General features: G+C 49.2%; 15 protein-coding genes. 5 read left to right on the forward strand and 10 right to left on the reverse strand.

Features of this window, described 5'->3' with window-relative positions:
* Nucleotides 1–424: 424 nt before the first annotated feature.
* Nucleotides 425–820: a response regulator gene (locus tag QUB12_RS02480; protein WP_006632892.1), complete on the forward strand. Its 396-nt coding sequence runs from the start codon at nucleotides 425–427 to the stop codon at nucleotides 818–820.
* 90 nt (nucleotides 821–910) lie between these two features.
* On the opposite strand, the gene QUB12_RS02485 is transcribed toward QUB12_RS02480, so the two are convergent.
* From QUB12_RS02485 to rpoB, 5 genes are all read right to left on the reverse strand, one after another.
* Nucleotides 911–1096: a hypothetical protein gene (locus QUB12_RS02485; protein ID WP_333305296.1), complete on the reverse strand. Its 186-nt coding sequence runs from the start codon at nucleotides 1094–1096 to the stop codon at nucleotides 911–913.
* 27 nt (nucleotides 1097–1123) lie between these two features.
* A complete protein-coding gene (locus QUB12_RS02490; RefSeq protein WP_333305298.1) occupies nucleotides 1124–5248 on the reverse strand; it encodes a DNA-directed RNA polymerase subunit beta'' in 4125 nt (1374 codons plus the stop codon).
* Nucleotides 5249–5525: 277 nt separating this feature from the next.
* Entirely contained in the window at nucleotides 5526–7400 is a 1875-nt protein-coding gene (locus QUB12_RS02495) for a DNA-directed RNA polymerase subunit gamma (protein ID WP_333142354.1), read from the reverse strand.
* Between the two features lie 83 nt (nucleotides 7401–7483).
* Nucleotides 7484–8572 carry an HNH endonuclease gene (locus QUB12_RS02500; RefSeq protein WP_333142355.1) on the reverse strand — a complete coding sequence of 363 codons (1089 nt, stop codon included), beginning with the start codon at nucleotides 8570–8572 and terminating at the stop codon, nucleotides 7484–7486.
* Nucleotides 8573–8721: 149 nt separating this feature from the next.
* A complete protein-coding gene (gene rpoB / locus QUB12_RS02505) occupies nucleotides 8722–12108 on the reverse strand; it encodes a DNA-directed RNA polymerase subunit beta (RefSeq protein WP_333305301.1) in 3387 nt (1128 codons plus the stop codon).
* A 102-nt stretch (nucleotides 12109–12210) separates the two neighbouring features.
* On the opposite strand from rpoB, the gene QUB12_RS02510 reads away from it, so the two are divergent.
* Entirely contained in the window at nucleotides 12211–12354 is a 144-nt protein-coding gene (locus QUB12_RS02510) for a hypothetical protein (RefSeq protein ID WP_333305303.1), read from the forward strand.
* Nucleotides 12355–12559: 205 nt separating this feature from the next.
* Here the strand turns inward: QUB12_RS02510 and QUB12_RS02515 are convergent, their stop codons facing one another.
* From QUB12_RS02515 to rpsT, 3 genes are all read right to left on the reverse strand, one after another.
* Nucleotides 12560–12742 carry a hypothetical protein gene (locus tag QUB12_RS02515; protein ID WP_333305306.1) on the reverse strand — a complete coding sequence of 61 codons (183 nt, stop codon included), beginning with the start codon at nucleotides 12740–12742 and terminating at the stop codon, nucleotides 12560–12562.
* Nucleotides 12711–13490 (reverse strand): TatD family hydrolase, encoded by a 780-nt coding sequence (locus QUB12_RS02520; RefSeq protein WP_333154266.1) that lies wholly within the window; start codon nucleotides 13488–13490, stop codon nucleotides 12711–12713. Before QUB12_RS02520 ends, QUB12_RS02515 begins: the two co-directional genes overlap by 32 nt.
* Nucleotides 13491–13853: 363 nt before the next feature.
* Nucleotides 13854–14156, reverse strand: a complete 303-nt coding sequence (rpsT, locus tag QUB12_RS02525) for a 30S ribosomal protein S20 (RefSeq protein ID WP_333066838.1) — start codon at nucleotides 14154–14156, stop codon at nucleotides 13854–13856.
* 1288 nt (nucleotides 14157–15444) lie between these two features.
* Between rpsT and hisD the strand changes: the two genes are divergently transcribed.
* The 3 genes from hisD to QUB12_RS02540 all read left to right on the forward strand — a co-directional run bounded on the left by hisD (nucleotide 15445) and on the right by QUB12_RS02540 (nucleotide 19023).
* A complete protein-coding gene (gene hisD, locus QUB12_RS02530) occupies nucleotides 15445–16758 on the forward strand; it encodes a histidinol dehydrogenase (protein ID WP_333305308.1) in 1314 nt (437 codons plus the stop codon).
* Between the two features lie 322 nt (nucleotides 16759–17080).
* A complete protein-coding gene (locus QUB12_RS02535; protein ID WP_333305310.1) occupies nucleotides 17081–17509 on the forward strand; it encodes a universal stress protein in 429 nt (142 codons plus the stop codon).
* 446 nt (nucleotides 17510–17955) lie between these two features.
* On the forward strand, nucleotides 17956–19023 hold the full coding sequence (locus QUB12_RS02540) for a tetratricopeptide repeat protein (protein WP_333305312.1): 1068 nt from the start codon (nucleotides 17956–17958) through the stop codon (nucleotides 19021–19023).
* A 116-nt stretch (nucleotides 19024–19139) separates the two neighbouring features.
* Here QUB12_RS02540 and QUB12_RS02545 read toward each other — a convergent pair whose 3' ends face one another.
* Together QUB12_RS02545 and QUB12_RS02550 are read right to left on the reverse strand one after the other, a co-directional pair.
* The gene (locus tag QUB12_RS02545) at nucleotides 19140–20408 is read right to left on the reverse strand and encodes a carbamoylphosphate synthase large subunit (RefSeq protein ID WP_333305315.1); all 1269 of its coding nucleotides are present in this window, start codon (nucleotides 20406–20408) and stop codon (nucleotides 19140–19142) included.
* 203 nt (nucleotides 20409–20611) lie between these two features.
* Nucleotides 20612–21505 carry an isoaspartyl peptidase/L-asparaginase family protein gene (locus QUB12_RS02550; RefSeq protein ID WP_333305318.1) on the reverse strand — a complete coding sequence of 298 codons (894 nt, stop codon included), beginning with the start codon at nucleotides 21503–21505 and terminating at the stop codon, nucleotides 20612–20614.
* Nucleotides 21506–21693 lie beyond the last annotated feature (188 nt).

The following is a 21693-nucleotide window of genomic DNA, read 5'->3' on the forward strand; positions in this document are numbered from 1 at the left end:
TGACCGAAAGAGAGGATACTATAGTCCAGGACGCACGGGTAGTCAGAAACCGGGTTTTTTCATAGCAAGAGTTCGTTATAGCCCGCCGAAACGATCAAAAACCCGGTTTCGAGGCGTCGTCCATCCGTCCTGGATTGTACTAGAAACCTGCTACCTGAGAATCTTGAGACTCTCACCAGTTCCAGGTCTAGTTATAAAAAAGAACTAAACTGTCTGTGTGTAGTAGTCTAAATGATGGTACTGGATGCTTCTAAGCATCTGTAAACCCTCTCACAGCTAGTGGCTCAAGGATATACATACGGGTTTTGCAGGGTTCCCGGCTGATGGCGCTAAAAACTCTGCATTTTTGACGGGGATGTAGTCCCTGTGCCGTGTTCCTCTTTGGACTAAAGTCACAAAGTTTCTATACTTCCCATATTTATTTATGAAAACCGTTCTGATTGTAGAGGACGATTTGGTTAATGCTCGGGTTTTTTCCAAAATTCTGACTAAGCGGGGGGGCTTAGCCGTAAAGCACACGGAAAATGTTGAAGAGGTGATGCAGATTGCTGCCAACGGCGAAGCTGATTTGATTTTAATGGATGTGTCTCTTTCGCGCAGCGTGTACCAGGGCAAATCTGTTGACGGCATTAAGATTACTCAACTGCTCAAAGCTGACCCGCAAACGGCCTCGCTGCCGATTATTTTGGTGACTGCTCACGCGATGGCCGGTGATAAAGAAACATTTCTGGATCAAAGCGGTGCCGACGGTTACATCTCTAAACCTGTGGTAGACCATCAAGAGTTTGTTAATCAAATCAAGGCTTTGCTGCCTGATTGAGTGAACCATATATGCAGAAGGAAGAAGGAAAAAGGAAGAAGGAAGAAAGAATTGTTTGTTTGAACCAACAAACAATTAAAACTCTCTTATTTACAAAGTTTTCTTGAACTCTGAATCTTCCTTCTTCCTTCTTCCTTTCGATGTCCGATCGCACAAAGCTATGAGTTCGGACTTGTAATTTCTGAGGACAAATTTGAGATTTTTATGACGAGTGAAATAGGAGTGTGCGTTGCGACGAGGAACGAAATTATCCTCAGCGATCGCAACACCATTCACTCACTTCATGCAACCTCAAAACTATGATTAGTCTTCATCCTCATCAAAATCAAAACCAATATCATCCTCATCGTCAACATCAGGCCCCAAGGCATCATCCTCAGTCTCAGCGACAAAATCGTCCTCATCAACCTCAACTTCCTCAAAATCCTCATCGGGCTCAAGATCGGCCCCGCGGCCAATTTCATAGCCGCTTTCGATCGTATAAGCACGACGGGCAGTGCGATCGTCAAGTACAACATCCTCCTGTAAATCGTGGATGTCGTCATCAAATACGGCACCATCAAAACCCGCATCCTGAACCCCAGCATCCTCATAGGCATTGAACCCAGTACCGGCAGGAATCAGGCGGCCAATAATCACATTTTCCTTGAGGCCTCGCAGCCAGTCAGACTTACCTTCGATCGCAGCCTCAGTCAACACCCGCGTAGTCTCCTGGAACGAAGCAGCGGAAATAAAGCTATCAGTATTCAGCGAAGCCTTAGTAATCCCCAGCAACACGGGAGTATAATCCGCCGGCGCCCCACCAGTAATTGACATCGCCTCATTCACCTGCTCTACCTGCCGCAACTCTACCAACTCGCCCGGCAGCATAGTAGTATCGCCGCCATCCTCCATCCTGACTTTGTTGGTCATCTGCCGGACGATTACCTCGATGTGCTTGTCGGAAATATCGACGCCCTGAGACTGATAAACCGACTGCACTTCGTTCACCAAAAAGGTCTGCACCTGTTGGAAACTCTCCAAAGCCGCCTCAAAAGTAGACTGCCGCTCCTTGAGCACGTGGAAGAACACCTCCAGAATCTCGTGAGGGTTAGCAGGCCCATCGGTCAAGGCTTCGGCGACGCCTACGCGCTGTCCGTCAGAAACGATCGGGTTTTGACCGGGCAACAAAGGATACTCCTCAATCCGGCCGTCATCCTCAATCACCGCCAGTTCCACAACATCGTCATCTGTAACTACACGAGCTGTGCCGGGCCGCTTGGCTAAAATACAGGCTTCCTTGGGCTTCCGTCCTTCCAGAAGTTCCTCAATGCGGGGCAAACCCTGAATGATATCCCCAGTCTTTGCGCGCTCAAACACGAGAATCACTAGGTTGTCGCCCCGCTGCACTAGGTCGCCGTCGTCTACGTGCAGGACTGCACCGGCAGAAACCCGGTAAGGACGAGCTACCCTGAGCAAGAGTTTGGCGGGTTCTGTCTCGGATGCGGGTACAACTTTCACAACTTGGCCGGATTCTTCGAGAACAACTCCGGGAGCTATTTCGGTACCAGCGACGAGCAGTTGACCCGGACTGACATCGGGGGTGCCGGCTACAGAAATGGAAATAGAGTCGGCATCTCGCATCACCAAGAGTCGGCGCACTGGTTCGCCGTGGCCTTCACGGATGCCCCGAACGATACCGGCTTCTTTGCAGAGAATTTCGGTGCGGGCGACTACGGCACCGGGGGCGATCGACTGTCCATCTTCGACCAACAGCCGCGTGTGAGTGCTGCCTTGAGTCGGGTCAGCAGAGACATCCCGCCGAATTACGAGGGATTCCAAAATTACTAGCTGCAAGCGGAAAGTCTTGGAGGTTCGATCGCTCCCATCATCCACGGCTACCGCCAACTCCTGCGACACATCTTCGGCGGAACCCCAAGCGGGCCCAGAACCATCGGCGCCAAAAGCTGTAGCATCTTCTTCGTCTGGCAATAGCTCGATATCTGCGGCCAGTTGCGGAGCTCCGGAGCCAATTTCCAAGATAAGCTGAGTCCGCAGTAGTTCCAATCCTTCGACTGATTTGACGCGCTCTCCATCTTTGTAAGGAAGTCGCTGCACTGCTTTCAAGGAGATGGACTCGTTGAGGGCGGTCTGTGAGGGTACGGGTGGCTTGTCGGGTACGGGAAATTCGACGACGGGCCGCAGCAATAAGGCGGGGCCTTCGGGGGTTTCGATATATTCGGCATAGCCCAATTCTTCGGCAATCAAGCCTGGGAAAATTTCTTGACCGGCGTTGACGATTTGACCTTCGCCTAATGTTAGGGGGGGGCGGTCTACTACATGGAGGGTGCCTGGTTTGATGACTATTTCCCGGAGGATGTCGTTTTTCTGGGTGATTTCTACTGCTCCGCTGGTTTGGCAGAAGATGTCTTTGACGACTTCTGTGCCGGCTTCGACGTATTGGCCGTCTTCGACTAGGAGGAGGGAGATGTCTTTGTTGACTTCGTGGCACTCTTCTGGTATCCAGAGCAGGGTGCCGCCTTTGACGACTTCGTAGCCAAGTTTGGCTTTGCCGCGCTTGTGGACTTCGACTCCGCCATATTTGACGATGCCTCCTGTGGCGGTGCGGTAGCTGTCGTCGAGCAGTTCGGCGACGACTTCTCCGTTGATGACTTTGCTTCCTGGGGCTGTTTTGAGGGAAAACCGCTGTTTGGAGGATGTTTCGATGGTGTAGTGGTCGCGGCCGCCTGCGCTTTCGGCGCGGACGACTGCTTGGTCGAGGAGGACTTGGGCGGTGATTATTTCGATTTCTCTGGGGTCGGCGATGCGGACTACGCCGCCGTGTTCGGAGATGAGTTTGGTTTCGGCTATGACGCTTTCGGCGGGGATGCGATCGCCGTTTTTCACTGCTGGTTCGGCGCCGGGGGGCAGGTTGTAGACTTCTCCTGAGAGTATCCAAATGAGTCCGCCTTTGCTGGCGGTGCGGGTGGTGTTGCCTTGGCGATCGGTTTTTTCTTCTGGTACTAGGTCGGCAAATTTGGCTTCTCCGGCTAGGTCGGAGGCTACGTCTGTGGTGACTTTTTCGGTGGTTTTGCGGGCTGCGCGTCCGACGATGGGCACTTCTGCTAATACTTGACCGGGTATGGCGCGCTGTCCGTCTTTGACCATGAGGGTGGAGCCTTGGACGATGGCTAGTTCGATTTTGAGTTTTTGATTTTTGGCGCTGGTTTTCCCTTCTTCAAATCCGTCGCCTTCAAATACAAGTTTGCCGTTGTTTTCGGCGACGAGTGCTTCTTCGCCGTGTCTGGTGCGGAAGGAGCGGGTACGCAGGTTTTTGAATTTGACTACGCCAGGGAAGGGGGCGCGTTCTTGTTTGGCGACTTCTCCGGTGAATACGCCGCCGGTGTGGAAGGTACGCATGGTGAGTTGGGTTCCGGGTTCGCCGATGGATTGGGCGGCAATAATCCCGATGGCTTCTCCCATGTCTACCATTTTCAGGTGGGCGAGACTCCAGCCATAGCAGTGCTGACATACGGATCGGGTAGATTCGCAGGTCAGGGGCGATCGTAGGTACACTTCGCCTACTCCAGAGTTACCAATTTCTCCTGCTAATTCATCGGTGATTGGCTGATTTCGGACTGCTTTCTCGCTGCCATAAGTGACAATTTCTCTTGTTTTGGGGTGCAGGACATCTCTGGCCAAGACGCGCCCTAGCAGCCTGTCTTTGAGGGGTATGAGCACTGTTGCTCCATCGGTCATGGGTCGGACTCGAATTCCTCGCTGGGTGCCGCAGTCTACTTCCCGGACGATTACGTCTTGGGATACATCGACTAAGCGGCGAGTGAGGTAGCCTGAGTCTGCTGTCCGCAGTGCTGTATCGACTAAGCCTTTGCGTGCTCCGTAGGAGGAGATGATGTATTCGGTGACGGTGAGTCCTTCGCGGAAGTTGGTTTTGATTGGTAGGTCGATGATTTCTCCTTGGGGGTCTGCCATTAATCCGCGCATTCCGACTAGCTGTCGGACTTGGGAGATGTTTCCCCGTGCTCCGGAGAAGGCCATCATGTAGACGGAGTTCAGGGGGTCTGTGGCTCGGAAGTTTTTGACTACTTCGTCTTTGAGGTCTTCTGAGGTGCTGTTCCAGGTGTCGATTACTTTTTGGAAGCGTTCGACTTCGGTGATTTCGCCTCTGGTGTATTTTTGTTCGGTGATGCGGATTTCTTCTTCGGCTGCGTCTAGGAGCGATCGTTTTGATGGGGGCACTTGTAGGTCGTCTACGCTAATCGAAACTCCCGCTCGTGTCGCAAACCGGAAACCCAGGTCTTTGAGTTTATCGGCCATTTGCGCTGTACGGGCCGTTCCGTAGTGCATAAAAGACCAAGAAATTAATTTTTTGAGCTGACCTTTGTCAACAACTCGATTGCGAAAAACAATTTCCTTATTTTCTGTCATTTTTCTGAGTAGTAGTAGTAATTGGTAATTGGAGTATTGACGCAGGAGGCTCTCTTGCTGCGAGGCAGAGGGCAGTAGTAAGTAGTAGTAAGTAGGTTGGGCCCGTGGAACTAACCCCAACATTTCACCCACCCAACATTTCACCCACCCCTTCTTAACCCAACCGTATTTATTAGTAATTAGTAAGTAGTAATGGGTAACTTTTCTAACTTCAATCACCATTATTTATTAGCGATTACTTATCAGTCATTACCCACCACCCCTTACCCATTACTTCCTAATTATTTATCACCGACTCAATAGTTTGGTGATAAATAATCCTGCCCGGAGTAGTGCGAATAAACTGATTAATCACCTTACCCTCCCCATCTTCCCGAACCCGGCGGAACTTATATTCCTTCGTCACTATGCCGTCAGTCGATCGTTCTACTTTCAGCGGTTCTCCTTCCGGTTCTGTGTTTTCGATAGCGCCTTGAAACCTCACCCACACATAAGAGTGCAAGTCAACAACTCCTTGCTCGTAAGCTACAACTGCGTCGGTGAGGTTGGAGAAATAGTGACCGGCTCCTTTTTGAGCGTCAGGATTTTCGGCTGTCAAGTAATAGCAACCGAGCACCATATCTTGAGAAGGAGTAACGATCGGTCTCCCAGTAGCCGGCGACATAATGTTGTTAGAAGCCAGCATGAGCAACCGCGCTTCGGCCTGAGATTCCAGAGACAATGGCACGTGTACGGCCATTTGGTCGCCGTCAAAGTCGGCGTTAAAGGCCGGACAAACCAGCGGGTGAAGCTGAATTGCTCTCCCGTCTACCAAAATCGGCTCAAAGGCTTGAATCCCCAAACGGTGCAGGGTGGGGGCCCGGTTTAGCATTACTGGGTGTCCTTCAATCACTTCCTGAAGCACGTCCCAAACACTAGGATCGTTGCGCTGAATCAGTTTTTTGGCTGCTTTGATGTTGTTGACTAATCCTTGGCGGATTAGGCGGTGGATGACGAAGGGCTGGAAAAGTTCGATCGCCATTTCCCTCGGCAATCCGCACTGATGAATCTTCAGCTTCGGCCCCACCACAATCACGGAACGCCCGGAGTAGTCAACCCGTTTACCCAGCAAGTTTTGCCGGAAGCGACCTTGTTTCCCTTCAATGATGTCCGACAGCGACTTCAGCGGCCGATTATTTGCCCCCACCACTGTCCGGCCCCGGCGACCGTTGTCAATCAGCGCATCCACTGCTTCTTGCAGCATCCGCTTTTCGTTACGGATGATAATCTCCGGCGCCAGAATTTCTTGCAGTCTAGCTAAGCGGTTATTGCGGTTGATGACTCTCCGATAGAGGTCGTTGAGGTCACTGGTTGCAAAACGGCCGCCGTCTAACTGCACCATTGGCCGCAAGTCGGGGGGAATCACGGGAATCACGTTGAGAACCATCCAATCGGGTTGAGAACCCGTAGCGATGAAGTTGTCAATAACCCGCAAGCGTTTAATTAACTTTGCCCGTTTTTGACCCTTAGCATTAGCAATATCTTCCCGCAACTTTTCCGCTTCACTTTCTAGCGGAATATTTTGCAGCAAAACTTGCAAAGCTTCAGCACCTATGCCTACTTCTACGCCCGTCAGCGTGGAATCTTCGCTGTAAAGTTCGTCTTCTATTTCCAGCCAAGCATCTTCGGTGAGCAATTGCTTGTATTGCAGCTTTTCTGCATTACCTGCATTGAGGACAACGTAGGCATTGAAATACACGATTTGTTCGACATCTCGCAGCGGCATATCTAACAGAATTGCCATGTAACTCGGGATGCCTTTGAGATACCAAACGTGAGCTACGGGAGCCGCTAATTTGATAAATCCCATCCGGTGACGGCGGACGCGAGATTCAGTGACTTCTACACCGCATCTTTCGCAAACAATGCCTCTATGGCGAACTCGTTTGTACTTCCCACAATGACATTCCCAATCTTTTGCAGGCCCAAAAATGCGCTCGCAAAACAAGCCATCCATTTCAGGTTTTAACGTGCGATAATTAATTGTTTCTGGTTTTGTCACCTCTCCAGTTATCTGACCGTTGGGTAAAGTCCTCTCTCCCCACTGTCGAATTCTTTCGGGTGAAGCTAACCCGATCTTGACGTAATCAAAGCGTTGTTCTATTTTAGCCATTCTTGACTCCAATTGATAATTTACAGTAGATTATTTGGGGTGGTTTATCTTTTTTCTGTGCTTTTTTTAGGTTTAAATCACTCTTATACTCCTTTATAAGTGATATTATTTTTAATATCATAGATAACACTTGAGGATACTTTTAAGTCATCAGCTATTTGAGAGATTGATTCTCTATCTCTAATCCTTTTTCGTACCTCAAGAGCTTGCTCGAAAGTCAATTTTCGATCGAGATATCCACCCATGCGAGGAACTGGAACCTCTTCGCCTGCTTCCTTCCAAGTGACGTGATATTTAATATCGTGTATGGTTTTGCGGCCGACACTGTATTCCTGTGCTACATCCTTCATCCTCTCTCCTGCTGCTAGCTTTTGTCGAATTTCTCGCACCTTTTCCCAATCTAATTTGGCATTGGAAAGAGGATGACTTTTTCCTTGAGTGCGTCCTTTCTTAGAAGCATCTAACAAATTTTGAGTGCGAGTACCTGCCCAAAGGTGTTCTGGATTGATGCAACTGGGATTGTCGCAGGTATGACAAGCATCCATCGAAGTCGGAAGTTCATATCCTAATTTCTCGGCTAAAACAGCACGGGTAACTGATTTTAATTTCCCATTTTTCCAGTATCTGCCATAACCTTGACCATCCTTTCCACCTGAGAAAATGATGCAGCCGCTGTCTTGAATTTCTCCTAAAAAATTGGGTGAAACTGTAGTGAAGTTATCGGGAATATTTGTCTGAAGTATCTTAGTAATAGTTTCATGTTGTACTCCATACTCTTTTGCTAGGTGGTTCTTGATGGTTCCAGATAAATATTTAGTCTGAATTTCCCGTAGTTGTGCGATCGACAATATGCCAATACCGGGAATACTTTTGCGTCTGGGAGTTTTGCGATCGCGCCCAATCATCTGCCCGGTATTCTCAGCAGCAGTACCTACTACCAGATGTGCCGGGTTGATGCAGCTTCGATTGTCGCAGGTATGGCAACCAAAATAACCGGAACCGAGGAACCCTGCTATTTTCGACTCGAGGACTAAACGGTGGACTAATACTGTTTTGCCATCGATCCACTTGCGCCCGTAACCGTTGCCAAACTTGCTCCCTTGCCAATTAATACAGCCCGTCGCCCGGTCAACTTCTCCTTGAATTCCTGGGACAACTGTTACAATATTCATGTTCAGCGTCTCTCCTGTTTAGAGCGTTGATTCGCCTCAGCAGTGGTACGAACACTGCTGAGGCATTTTAATTTGAGATTGTCGATTAAAGATTAAAGAATTGAAGGCTGTCAAAAAATCTTTAATCTTTAATCTAAAATCTTTAATGCCTAATCCTCGTCAAGTTCGTCACGAGAAAGCGATTCGTAAGTAGGCCGGGAGGGCGATCGCTTGCCCCCAGCATCTGCCATCAAATCCACCTCAACGTGCTCGCTGCCCTCGTCGGACGTATTCACCTTGTGCACGGCAATATCCAAGCACAAAGACTGCAACTCCCGCATCAGCACCTTGAAAGATTCCGGCGTACCGGGGCGCGGAATAGCTTTGCCTTTGACGATCGCATTCAGCGCTTCATTCCGCCCCTGCATATCGTCCGACTTCACAGTCAGCAACTCTTGCAAAGTATAAGCTGCGCCGAACGCTTCCAGAGCCCAGACTTCCATTTCTCCGAACCGCTGACCCCCTTGCTGCGCTTTGCCGCCCAAAGGCTGCTGCGTTACCAGCGAGTAAGGGCCTGTGCTACGGGCGTGGATCTTGTCGTCTACCAAGTGCACCAGCTTCAGCATATAAGCGATGCCGACTGTGATCGGACGATCGAACGGTTCCCCAGTTCGGCCATCGTAGACAATAGTCTTGCCGGGGTGCTTTTCATTAAACACCCAAGGCTTGCCGGTTTTTTCGCGTGCCTCCTGTAGCTTGCCGTGTACGGTTTCGCGAGACTTTTCAGCGCCGTGCATTTCATCAAAAGGCACCATCTTGAACCGCATCGACAGATTTTCGCCCGCCCATCCCAGCAAGCACTCAAAAATCTGACCCACGTTCATCCGCGACGGTACGCCCAAGGGATTGAGCACTATGTCAACGGGAGTCCCGTCGGGCAAATAAGGCATATCCTCCATCGGCAGAATCCGGGACACAATACCCTTATTCCCGTGGCGGCCGGCCATTTTGTCGCCGACTTGAATCTTCCGCTTTTGAGCCACGTAGACGCGGACGACCATGTTGGCGCCGGGGGGCAGTTCGTCACCCTGTTCGCGGGTAAACACCCGCACGTCCACCACGCGGCCTTTTTCGCCGTTAGGGACGCGGAGGGAATTGTCGCGCACATCGCGGGCTTTTTCGCCGAAGATTGCCCTCAGCAGTTTTTCTTCCGGCGGTTGGTCGGATTCGCCTTTGGGGGTGACTTTGCCGACTAGGATGTCGCTGGCTTCTACCCAGGCACCTTTGCGGATAATTCCTTGTTCGTCTAGCTGGCGCAGCGCGTCTTCGCCGACGTTAGGAATTTCGCGGGTGATTTCTTCGGGGCCGAGTTTGGTTTGGCGGGCTTCGATTTCGTATTTTTCAATGTGGATCGAAGTGTAGACATCTTCGTACACTAAACGCTCGCTGATTAGCATTGCGTCTTCGTAGTTGTAGCCTTCCCAAGGCATATAAGCTACGAGGATGTTGTGACCCAGAGCGAGTTCTGCCCCTTCGGTGGAGGAACCGTCGGCGAGCACTTGACCTGCTACGACTCGATCGCCCTCATAAATCAAAGGACGCTGGTTTAAACAAGTATCCTGGTTAGAACGCTGATATTTTTGCAGTTCGTGTTCGATGCAGCCAGCATATTTTTGCTTCCAAACCGAGGGCTGTTTGACTTTGAGATCGTCGTATTCCCGAATCAGGAAATGTTCTTCGCTGGAATTCGATTCGGCATCTACAGCCAGGGGTTTGACAATAATCCGGGTAGCGTCGATGTAAATCACCTCGCCGTCGATCCGGGAAACCACAACCATCCCGGAATCTCGGGCGGCCTGAGCTTCCAAGCCCGTACCGACGAGGGGCCGTTCTGGTTTCAGTAGCGGCACAGCTTGCCGCTGCATATTCGATCCCATGAGAGCTCGGTTGGCGTCGTCGTGTTCCAGAAACGGAATCAGCGATGTCGCGACGGAGACGATTTGCACGGGCGAAATCGCCATGTAGTCCACCTGCATCGGAGTGGTGGTAGTGAATTCTTGGCGGTAGCGGACGGCTACGGTTTCGCCCAAGAGGTTGTTGTTTTCGTCGAGGCTGATGTCTCCGGGGGCAACGCGCAAATCGTCTTCTTCATCGGCTGTCATGTAAACAGGCGCTTTGTCGCGCAGCACCCGTCCTTTTTCTACTGGATAAAAAGGAGTTTCGATGAAGCCGTAGGGGTTGACGCGGGCGTGGGTTGCTAAGGAACCGATCAGACCGGCGTTCGGGCCTTCTGGTGTTTCGATCGGGCAAATCCGGCCGTAGTGGGACGGGTGAATGTCCCGTACTGCAAACCCGGCGCGCTCGCGAGTCAGACCTCCAGGGCCCAAGGCCGAAAGCCGACGTTTGTGCGTCAGTTCTGCCAGAGGGTTGGTTTGATCCATGAACTGCGATAGCTGGGAGGAACCGAAGAATTCCTTGATTGCTGCTACCAGCGGTTTGGGGTTGACCAGAGAAGCGGGGCTGAGGGAGTCGGCATCCGAGACGGTCATTCTTTCGCGGATGATCCGTTCTAAGCGGTTGAGTCCGACGCGGACTTGGTTTTGCAGCAGTTCTCCGACACTGCGGACGCGACGGTTGCCTAAGTGGTCGATGTCGTCGGTGGAGCCGATGTCGAATTCGAGGTTAATTAAGTAGTCGATCGCCGTCAAGATATCTTGCGATGTCAGCACCCGCGTGGTATCGGGGACTGTCAAGCGCAATTTTTTGTTGAGTTTGTAGCGGCCGACTCGGCCCAAATCGTAGCGTTTGGGGTCGAAAAAGCGCGAGTTAAGGAGCTGTTCGCCGCCCGCCACGGTGGGGGGTTCACCGGGACGGAGTTTGCGGTAGAGCTCCATCAAAGCTTCTTCTTCGCCGAATTGTCCTTCTTTCTCGATCGTTTTTTGGAAGTATTCCGGGTGCCGCAGGGAGTCGTAGATTTCGCCGTCTGTAAGTCCCAGGGCTTTGAGCAGCACCTGAGCCGACAGTTTGCGGGTTTTGTCGATTCTGACCCAGACTAAATCGTTTTTGTCTGTCTCGAACTTGAGCCAAGCGCCACGGTTAGGGATGAGCGAGGCGTTATAGGAACGGCGACCGTTTTTGTCGGTTTCCGATTTGTAGTACACGCCGGGGGAACGCACGATTTGGTTGACGATGACCCGTTCTGCGCCGTTGATGATGAAAGTGCCGCGCTCGGTCATCAAGGGCAAGTCGCCGATGAAGACTTCTTGTTCTTTGATTTCCCCTGTTTCTTTGTTAATCAGGCGGGTGGGGACGTACATTTGCACCGAGTACGTGCTGTCCCTCCGCTTGGCTTCGTCCACATCATATTTGGGGCGCTTGAGTTTGAAGTCTTTGCCCATGAAGTGGAGTTCCAGCTTGCCCGTGTAGTCTGTAATCGGGGAGAAGCTGTCGAGTTCTTCGATCAGTCCGGCTTCTAGGAACCAGCGAAAACTTGCCCGCTGGATTTCTATCAAATCGGGCAAGGTGAAGGCGAATTCTGTGTAATCTTTAGTGGTCATGGGTGTCCTTTTTCCGCAGTGGCTCTAGCTTTTTACATGGCGCCAAGGCTGGGCTTTTTTACCTTGTTGCGTTTTTTTGATGGATTGTGTGAGAGAATTTATATGATGTTTTCGATCGCCTGCCAACTGATGCAACGGTTATTTTTGCTGGTGGCTCGCAGTATTTTTGTGCGGATTTTAGTTTCGATCGAGATGCTTTTAGCTCTGATCTCGTGGTATCCCTGGGTGAATTCCCTACACTTTTGACTCCTAAAATTGACTTGACAGCTATTGCCAAATTGCTGAGGTTCCAAGTTTCTTCTGATGTGTAAGTTTGAGTGTGTAAGTTTGAGGTATTGCGTGAAGTTTTGACCGATCCCGAAGGTTAGCGTACTCGCATTGTGTTGGTACTGTCCGGGCGACATCGCAGTCGCGGAGACTAAGCCAACGCCCGATCGGTCGGTTCTTTTTATTATAGGACGCAAATCCGATCGCAACAGGCAACGCCAAAAGAATCTCCAATAAAGGATGAATCCGGTTTTTCTGGCTGGATAGAAATGGGATTGTCCCGATCGCTGGCTCCTAAACCAACCTGTTTTCCTCGTTTCTCTGTTCTGCTATAACTAAACAGAAAAGCCGAATAGCTGACAGGCATTTTCGGTTGTCTGCTGGGACAGAGTTAAGAGAGAAACTCCTCTCAATTTAGCAACTTGCTCGGCTACGTAGTAGACGTAGGCTGGTTCGTTGCGTTTTCCCCGCTGGGGTACGGGGGCGAGAAAAGGGCAATCTGTCTCGACTAGGATGCGATCGCTATTTACCATACAAGCTGATTCTTGTATTTGCAAGGCTTTTTTAAAGGTGACTGTTCCGCTAAAACTAATGTAGAAACCTAGGTCTAAAAACCACTGGGTTTCTTCGGGTGTGCCTCCCCAGCAGTGCATGACCCCGCGCACTGGCCCGCGTGTTTGCCAAAAGTTCCTCAGCATTTCGGCCATTGGGGCGGCGGCGTCGCGACAGTGGATAATGACTGGTTTGTCAAGTTCCTGGGCGATTTCAAGCTGTGCCTCAAACACTTTAAACTGGTGTTCTCGATCGTCAGCTTTATAAAAGTCCAGTCCGGTTTCGCCGATCGCCACTACCCTAGAGTCCGAACTTGCTAATTCCCTAATCTGGCTGGCAGTCTCGTCTTTCCACTTGTCCGCATCTAGGGGGTGGAGTCCAACCGCAAACGAGACTTCTGCAAACTGATTGGCGATTGCTTGAATACCGGCAAACTCTTCTGGCTCTACACAAGAATGAACCAGCCGAACTACACCAGCTTCGCGCCAGCGTTCTCGAATGGCTTCTAACTCAGATTTGTAGGTCTCAAAGTTGATATGAACGTGAGTGTCGATGAGCTGCATGGGGGAAGCAGATTAGAGGTGATACGGGAGAGTCCTAGTGGGATAGGGCGAGGGGGGAGTGAAAGAGTCTGGGAGTGGGAGTGGCAGAGAGTGTGCGGGAAAAATCTTCCGTCTTCTTTCTTCCTTCTTCCTTCTTCACGCTTGACAATCAAGCATCCAGGATACCCGCCACGTGATTCATCCGTCCAGAAATAAAAAACCTGTATCCGATGAAACTTGCCGAACGTATTTATCTCGCGCAAGTCAATGCTTCAATCGAAAATCGAAAATCGAAAATCAAAAATCGAAAATCGATTGACTTCTTCCCTCAACATCCATCCCTTCAATCTTGTACACTGCTTCGTTGCCGAACTTTCTGCTTCCTTAAGACGCTACCGAGGATGTTTCGTGTGGCTTGAGGGTTCTTGCCAAGCGGGACTTTTTACGAGCGCCGTTGTTGCGGTGGAGTACACCTTTTTTGACAGCTTTGTCAATTTTGCTGTAGGCCTCAGACATTCGCTGCTGGACTTCTTGCATTAATTCCGGGCTCGGAGCTGCGGCGTACTTGTCTACGGCCGCGAAATACTTCTTCATCAAAGTTTTGACCGCTGACTTGTAAGATTTGTTGTACAAGCGGTTACGTTCGGCGATTTTGACTCGTTTGACGGCGGACTTAATATTTGCCATAGTTCAGTTGCTGGAAGTAGGTATTCATTGATACACCCTAGTCTCAAGACAGTCCCAAGACACGGGGATTTTGAAGGACAACCTTTTCGGGATCGATCCGCAAAAAGCTTGATTTTTAATGGCGGAGTGAGACAGCCACTTTCCATTCGCTCAGATTGAGATTCAGATTGAGCTGAGTCTGTGGCTACTTTTTGGCGACGCCCGCGCAATAATTTTTTATTGACTCATTTAACTGCCTGTTCTTTACCCCTGACAATACCCACAGGTATGACACGGGTGTTACGGAGGCGTTTTGCGGTGTTTCCACCGTCACGAGTTAAAGTCACGGTTTCTTGCGCGCAATTTTCAAGTATACAATAATTTGGCGTTTTTTTATAAAAAAATTATCAGGTGTTGGAAAAACTAATATAGCACCTATTTTGCTTAAAATCCAATTCTCGGAAAAATCCAAGTTAAGCTATAAGAAAGAATACGGGTTATTTGGGCTTCGGCAAGAAGCACTTACCGAAGGTAGAAGGTAAAAAGCTGAAGGTAGAAGGTAGAAGGTAGAAGACAGCCGGATCTGAAGGTAGAAGGTAGAAGGCAGAATCAAAATTCTCCCCCTCGAACACTCTCCCTCTCGGATCATATCGGGGTCTGACACTCTCCCCCTCTGCGTTCCCACCCTCTCCCTCCGCAACCGGTTCTCTGGCGGGCAATTCCTAGAGTTGGACTTGCATAGCCAAAAAGTTTACTAAAATTAGTCATACTTAACTTGAATGGTTAACATTCGGGGCGGTATGATTACATCAGTGCCGAAAACAAAGGCTTAATTATCTGGGAGAGTAAACCAGCGTGCAAGTCAAAACTGACCAGCCTATTACAAGGTCGAACGGGAGTCCGCGTTTCGTTAAATGGGTTGAAAATATTGGATGACTCATGGCTAAAAGCTTCAACTAAAATTAACTCAATTAGGGTGGGCTACACCCGAATTAACGCCTGTGGACAAGAAGGAGCCGACTCCCTTGGGTGAAACAGGAAGCAGACCCTTCAGGAGCAATCCTGATTGAATGGTGAGACTTAAATAAGTTTAGCCAAGTTTTGTGTAGCAGAAGGTTGTGACTTGTCCTCAGTGTTGCAAAATCCTCGACAGAGATTTAAACGCTGCACTGAAGCCTTGGAAAATGCCGCGACTATCGCGGTTTAAGCTTGTGGACTGGTGGTGGCCTACTTCTCTAGGAGATAGCCACAAAAATCCCCAATTGTCAAGCAAATGTTAGTGAAGTTATAGACGGCATTCCTAATCTCCATGCTGCGAATCATTACTCAGTGGGTTGAGGCACAAGCTGAACTGCGACGGATCTGCGATCGCACCCATGACGAACTTGTCGTTCACAAAGAAGCCACCGTGCGGGAGGTGCTGCAAGCTGTAAGGCGCAGAGGCGATCGGGCTGTGCTGCACTACACTGCTGAATTTGACCGCATGACCCTAAATGTGGAAGATTTACGGGTGACAGGCGCCGAATTGGATGCTGCTTACCAGCAGGTGTCGAAAGAATTATTAAATGCCATCCGGCTGGCTTGCAAACAGGTAGAGGCGTTTCACCGACAGCGCGTACCCAAGTCTTGGGTGCAGTTTGGTGATGACGAGATTGTTTTGGGCAAACGCTACACCCCGGTCGATCGAGCAGGAATCTACATTCCTGGCGGTCAGGCGTCCTATCCTAGCTCGGTGATCATGAATGCGGTTCCTGCGAAGGTCGCCAAGGTGCCGAGACTGGTGATGTGTACTCCCCCCGGACAGGAGAAGAAAATGAATCCTGCGGTGCTGGTAGCGGCTCAGGAAGCGGGAGTTGATGAGATTTATCGGGTAGGCGGGGCGCAGGCGATCGCGGCTTTGGCCTACGGTACGGAAACTATTCCGAAGGTGGATTTAATTACTGGGCCGGGGAATATTTACGTCACCCTGGCTAAAAAACTGGTTTACGGGACTGTGGGGATCGATTCTCTGGCTGGCCCGTCGGAAGTGTTGATTATTGCGGATGCTTCGGCGAATCCTGTACACGTGGCTGCGGATATGTTGGCTCAAGCTGAGCACGATTCGATGGCGTCGGCAATTTTGCTGACGGCGGATTCGGTGCTGGCTAGGAAGGTGGTGGCTGAGGTAGACAGACAGTTGGCAAATCACCCGCGCCGAACTTTAACAGAAAAGGCGATCGCCAACTATGGTTTAGTCGTAGTAGTTGACTCGCTCAAAGCCGCGGCGGAACTCTCTAACGAGTTTGCCCCGGAACACTTGGAATTGCAAGTGGCAGATCCCTGGGCTTTGCTCGACCAAATTCGCCACGCTGGGGCGATTTTCTTGGGCTGCTCGACGCCGGAAGCTGTAGGTGATTATTTGGCTGGCCCGAATCACACTTTGCCGACTTCTGGGGCTCCGCGCTATGCGTCGCCGCTGGGTGTCGAAACTTTTATGAAGCATTCGAGTTTGATTCAATATTCGCCGGCTGCACTTAAGAAGGTGAGTAGGGCGATTAATGTTTTGGCAGAAGCTGAGGGGCTTCCTTCTCACGCTGATTCGGTGCGGCTGCGGACTGAAAATGAGGGAAAGGGTGAGTTTTAGATGGTAGATTTGAGATTGGCGATCGGCAAAATACATAGGTAGTCAAAAGCGAGTGAAATGCAATGAAAGGAAGCAATTCTCTTGCGATTATGGTAGCTTTACATTCTGTGACAAGCGACCCAGTTTATTTGCACCTACGGAGTTACGCACTGCGGGCTTAAGAAACCCGGTTTCTTCCAGAATCTTGCTTAAATGACGCAATTATGTTAAGAAACCGGGTTTCGGGGTAGGTAATAATGATGTTGGTGGGAAGGGCGAAATTGTGGAAAGTAGGCGACAATCAGCGAAAAGTTAAAGTCTAGTATCTGAAATTTAAAGGTGCATGGTATTGAATACTGTTTTGGTAGCGATCGACAATTCAGAGTTAGCGACTCAGGTATTGCAAGTTGTAGGGCAATTTCAGCTAGAACCGACGGCAAAGGTGATTCTAGTTCATGTTGTCAGTTCTGGTAGGTCGGATTTTGACGCGGTTGTCGATCGACCTCACGCTCAGGGAGATGAGATTGCTTACCGAGAGGTGGAGAAGTTGCTGCAATCTTATCAGGAAAAGTTGCCTTGCCAGAGCGAATTGGAGATTGTTTCGGGAGAACCAGCAGAAGAAATTGTGCGTTTGGCTCATATCTATAAGGCGGATTTAATTGCGATCGGCTGTCGGGGTTTGACTGGTTTAAAGCGAATTTTGGAGGGTTCGGTGAGTGCGGAGGTTGTGGCTGAGGCTCCTTGTTCGGTGTTGGTGGTGCGGGCTAAGTAAGGGGAATTGAACCGCAGGGATGGACAGGCGAGACGCCTGTTCCACGGAGATTTACAGTAGTTAAAACTTGTAGGGTGTGTCAGCAAATAGTTATTTAATCGGCAGATAATTATAATGCGCTCTGACGCACGGATACAACTTTTTGTTTATTTATCATGTTAATTGTTGTAAAAATTTGAGAGTCCGTTTCAAACAGTAGTTAGACTGTCAGCAGGATAAATTTTGATTGGACTGTGACCTGAGTTTCTCGTCGGTTAGATATGTCTCGCCCAATCCGCCTTTTCCCAATAAAAGGATGAGGATGTGTAATCTCCAGCAATAGTTGGTTTTACAGTGACTTTAAAGTCACCATATTTTTCTAATTATCACACACTCCGATACAATTCGGCGTGTTTATGAAACCGTTTAAAAAGCAGTTTTATTAAAACTTACTAACTGCCAAGGCTATGACTAAAAAACCGGATCGCTTGATTCCGCAAATTCTGGCTGCTGCTTTGACTCTGTTTGGGGTGGCACTTTGTTTGACGCCATCTTCTACCTACAACAATCTGGGTAATGTGAAGTCAGTCCTAGGGAAATATGAAGAGGCGATCGTAGATTATTCTAAGGCGATCGTGCTGAATCCCAAAGATGCTGATGCCTACAAAAATCGGGGTTATGCCAAGTTGCGGCTAGGGAAATATGAACAGGCGCTCTCCGATTATACTCAGGCGCTTGACCTGAATCCCAAAAATGCTGATGCCCATAACCATCGCGGTTATGCCAAGTTGGAACTAGGGAAATATGAAGAGGCGATCGCCGATTTCAATAAGGCGATCGAGCTGAATCCCAAATATGCTTCCGCCTACAAAAATCGGGGTTTAGCCAAGTCTGTGCTAGGTAAACAAGAAGAAATGAATGCAGATTTCAATAAGGCGTTAGAGCTGAATCCGAAAGATGCTAACGGCTACTTTATGCGGGGTTTATTGAATTCTATCCTAGGGAAAAAAGCAGAGGCACTCGCAGATTTTAATCAGGTTATAGACTTGCATCCCAAAGACGCTTCCGCTTACAATCATCGAGGTGATGCCAAGTTTGCCCTAGGGAAAACAGAAGAGGCGCTCGCAGATTATAATAAGGCGATCGAGCTAAATCCAAAAGATGCTGATGCCTACAACGATCGCGGTTATGCCAAGTCTGACCTAGGGAAAAAAGCAGAGGCGCTCGCAGATTATAATAAGGCGATCGAGCTAAATCCAAAAGATGGTTTTTTCTACTTTGTTCGGGCTAATGCCAAGTCTGACCTAGGGAAAAAAGAAGACGCGATATCGGATTATAGTAAGGCTATAGACCAGGGTTTAAGGGTGGGTGATGCCGTCGCCTACTACAATCGAGGTAATGCCAAGTCTGCCCTAGGCAAAAAAGCAGAGGCGATCGCCGATTATCAAAAAGCCGCTGACTTGTACAAGCAACAAGGAAAAACCAGTGACTATCAAGATGCTGTTAATAAAATTAAAAAATTTTCAGCAAAGTAGCGACTTAGAGATTGTCTTGAGAAACCGACCGAGGAGATTTTGCCTTTGGGGAATATTTATCCAGCCGATTTAATTGAACCGCATAACCGCTGCAATCGGTAGAGCAGATATCAACCCTATTGCTGCAATCCCTTACTGTGCAAATTCTGCTCGATGTGCTGCATGTCCTTCATATCCTCCCCCGCAACTATCCCGTAAATTTCCGTGTAGATTTTCCCGTATTTAACCTTCTCTAAAGCCGACAGGATGATCAAGTCCTTGCGATCGAGTTCTGGTTTCAGGGTGACAAGAATCGATTCCAAAGTCCCATCCATTCGGCAGTCACTGGAATATTTAGCCACCTCCTTTCCCCGCCCCAGTAAGGTATGGCGCTGTAAGCAAAGCGGAGTCGAGCCATTAACTCGGAAATTGGCATCAATGGCATACAACTCTCCCTCCGAGTCTTCCAGCACGTCGAAGCCAATAACGCCGAAATAACCCTGTTGGTGAGCATATTTACCAATAGCAGCAATCATCTCAAAAAACCTACTCATGTCGGTTTCGCGGTAGTGAATCAGTCCCCCTAGATAGCTGCCCTCTGGAGTGACAAGTTGGCCGGTAGTGCCGATAAGCGTGATATTTCCCGTTTTGCTTACATAGAACTGCACGCAATAGTTCTGCACTTCATTCTTGACGAATTCCGAGACAATAATCGTATCCAGCAACTTAATCTCGAGATATTTCCTCACTTCCTGCAAGCAGTAGTTCAGATCGCTGGCGCTTTTGATAATATAAGTGCCTTCTCCAGAAAGTCCGTGGGATGCTTTAATCAAGTAGGGGAATTGCTCTGGTAACTGAATGCTTTCGAGATTGACTTCGTGCAGATTGTAGCTTTCGTATTTCGGACATTGCACGCCTAATTCTGCTAGCGTTGCTTTGCTGAGCAAGTGGTAGTGGATGTCGGGATGGACGGCGTGTTTTTCGGGTTTGAGATTGTCGAAGGGAAATAGAGTCAGGAGTTTGTCAAAGCGATCGCTTACGCTGAGATCTTCGAGATAAGTTGAGCAGTCTATCATCTCCATACTGCTGTTGCTGAAGCCCAAATGCTCCCGCCAATAGTCAATCAGCGAGTTCGGCGGGTGATTAATCACAATTCCTGGGATGGCATCGCCTAACACAGCCAGATTTTTCCAAGGTTCCTTCTGGCCAATCTTGTCGAAAGAAGTTTTGGTGGCTTCACTGCTGCCGTCTTGAATAAAGTATTTTTCCCTGTTGGGGTAAGCAGCCCAACTGGCAGTTGCAGGGTAATTGAGGATGAACCCATAACGTGCATCTGTGATGTCTGGAGCAAACAAATCGGAAAGAGTATTACCCTGAAAGTAAGGAAAGTCGTATGTTGAGTTCATAAGAAACATTCAATTCGAGTTTGAATTCAACTGTTTTCCCGGCAAGTAAGTAGCTGGACATAATTAAACGTAGGGTGGGCATTGCCCGCCCTACAAATTGAAAAAATGTTTATTGATGTCCAGCTACTTAATACCTAGGAAACAAGATATTAGTTGCGGAATTTTAACTCTCTCCAACTAGAGAGAATGCAACCTCAATAATTTCAATGATGGACGAGTTGTTTTTTCTTAGTGAACACAGCCACCTTGTCCATTTCTGAGGTTCTATAAGCACAAGCCATGTCCGTTGAGTTATGCGCCCAGCCAACCCGCCCTTGAGGGTCAATGAGGATGCACCCAGCTTCTCCTGCCACCTTAGATGCCAGAGTCTCAATTGCCATCTTCGCGGCTTCGTCTGGGTGCTTGCCGGAGGCGAGAATGTCGATCGCAGTCTTAGCTAGAACTACTGGCATAATGGACTCGCCATCGCCTGTGGTCGAGCAAGCGCCCTGTTGACTGTCCGCAAACAAGCCCGATCCGATAATCGCGCTGTCGCCGACGCGACCGGCGGGCTTATTCATAGTGCCGCCTGTTGAGGTACCGGCAACTAAGGTGCCACTACTATCCAAAGCTACACAACCAACGGTATTGGGGCGGTCAATAACTTCTTTTTCCTCCTCCCACTCTTCCTGTTGCTCATCCGCGATTAAGTCTTCTTTTGTACACATCTCGGCTCCACTTTCTGCAGCAAAATTTTCTGCGTGATCGGCTACTAAGAACATGGGTTTTTTATCCATAATCTTTCGCGCCACGGAGATGGGATGGCGCACGCCTTGAACATTTGCGAGGGCTCCCCAAGCTAATGAACCGCCTTCCATGATCCCTGCGTCTAGCTCTACCTCTCCCTGGTTGTTGAGAACCGATCCAAAGCCTGCGTTAAATGTCTGGTCAGCTTCCAAAACCCGGATAGCTGCCTCAACAGCTTCTGCTGCTGTACCCCCGTTTGTGAGCACTGCCCAACCAGCTTCTGCTGCTGCGGTACAGCCTGCATTGTTGGCAGCAACCTTCTCTTCGGTGATGGTTTTTGCTCCACCGTGAACAATAATACTCAATACCATAAGTTTCCTTTTTTTTATCTTAATATCTACTTAAAAACTTATTACATTAATCAAGTTTTAAGTAGTTTTTTCTCCCTCATAGTATTATAGATTAGCGGTGTTTAATTGGGGGATCTTCTATCTTCAGAGATAATTATTTGTGTCGAGCTTTGTGTTCCTTCAGACTTAGCTACTTACGAATTATTAAT

This window comes from Microcoleus sp. B7-D4, assembly GCF_036705125.1.
In the GTDB taxonomy this organism is placed as follows: domain Bacteria; phylum Cyanobacteriota; class Cyanobacteriia; order Cyanobacteriales; family Microcoleaceae; genus Microcoleus.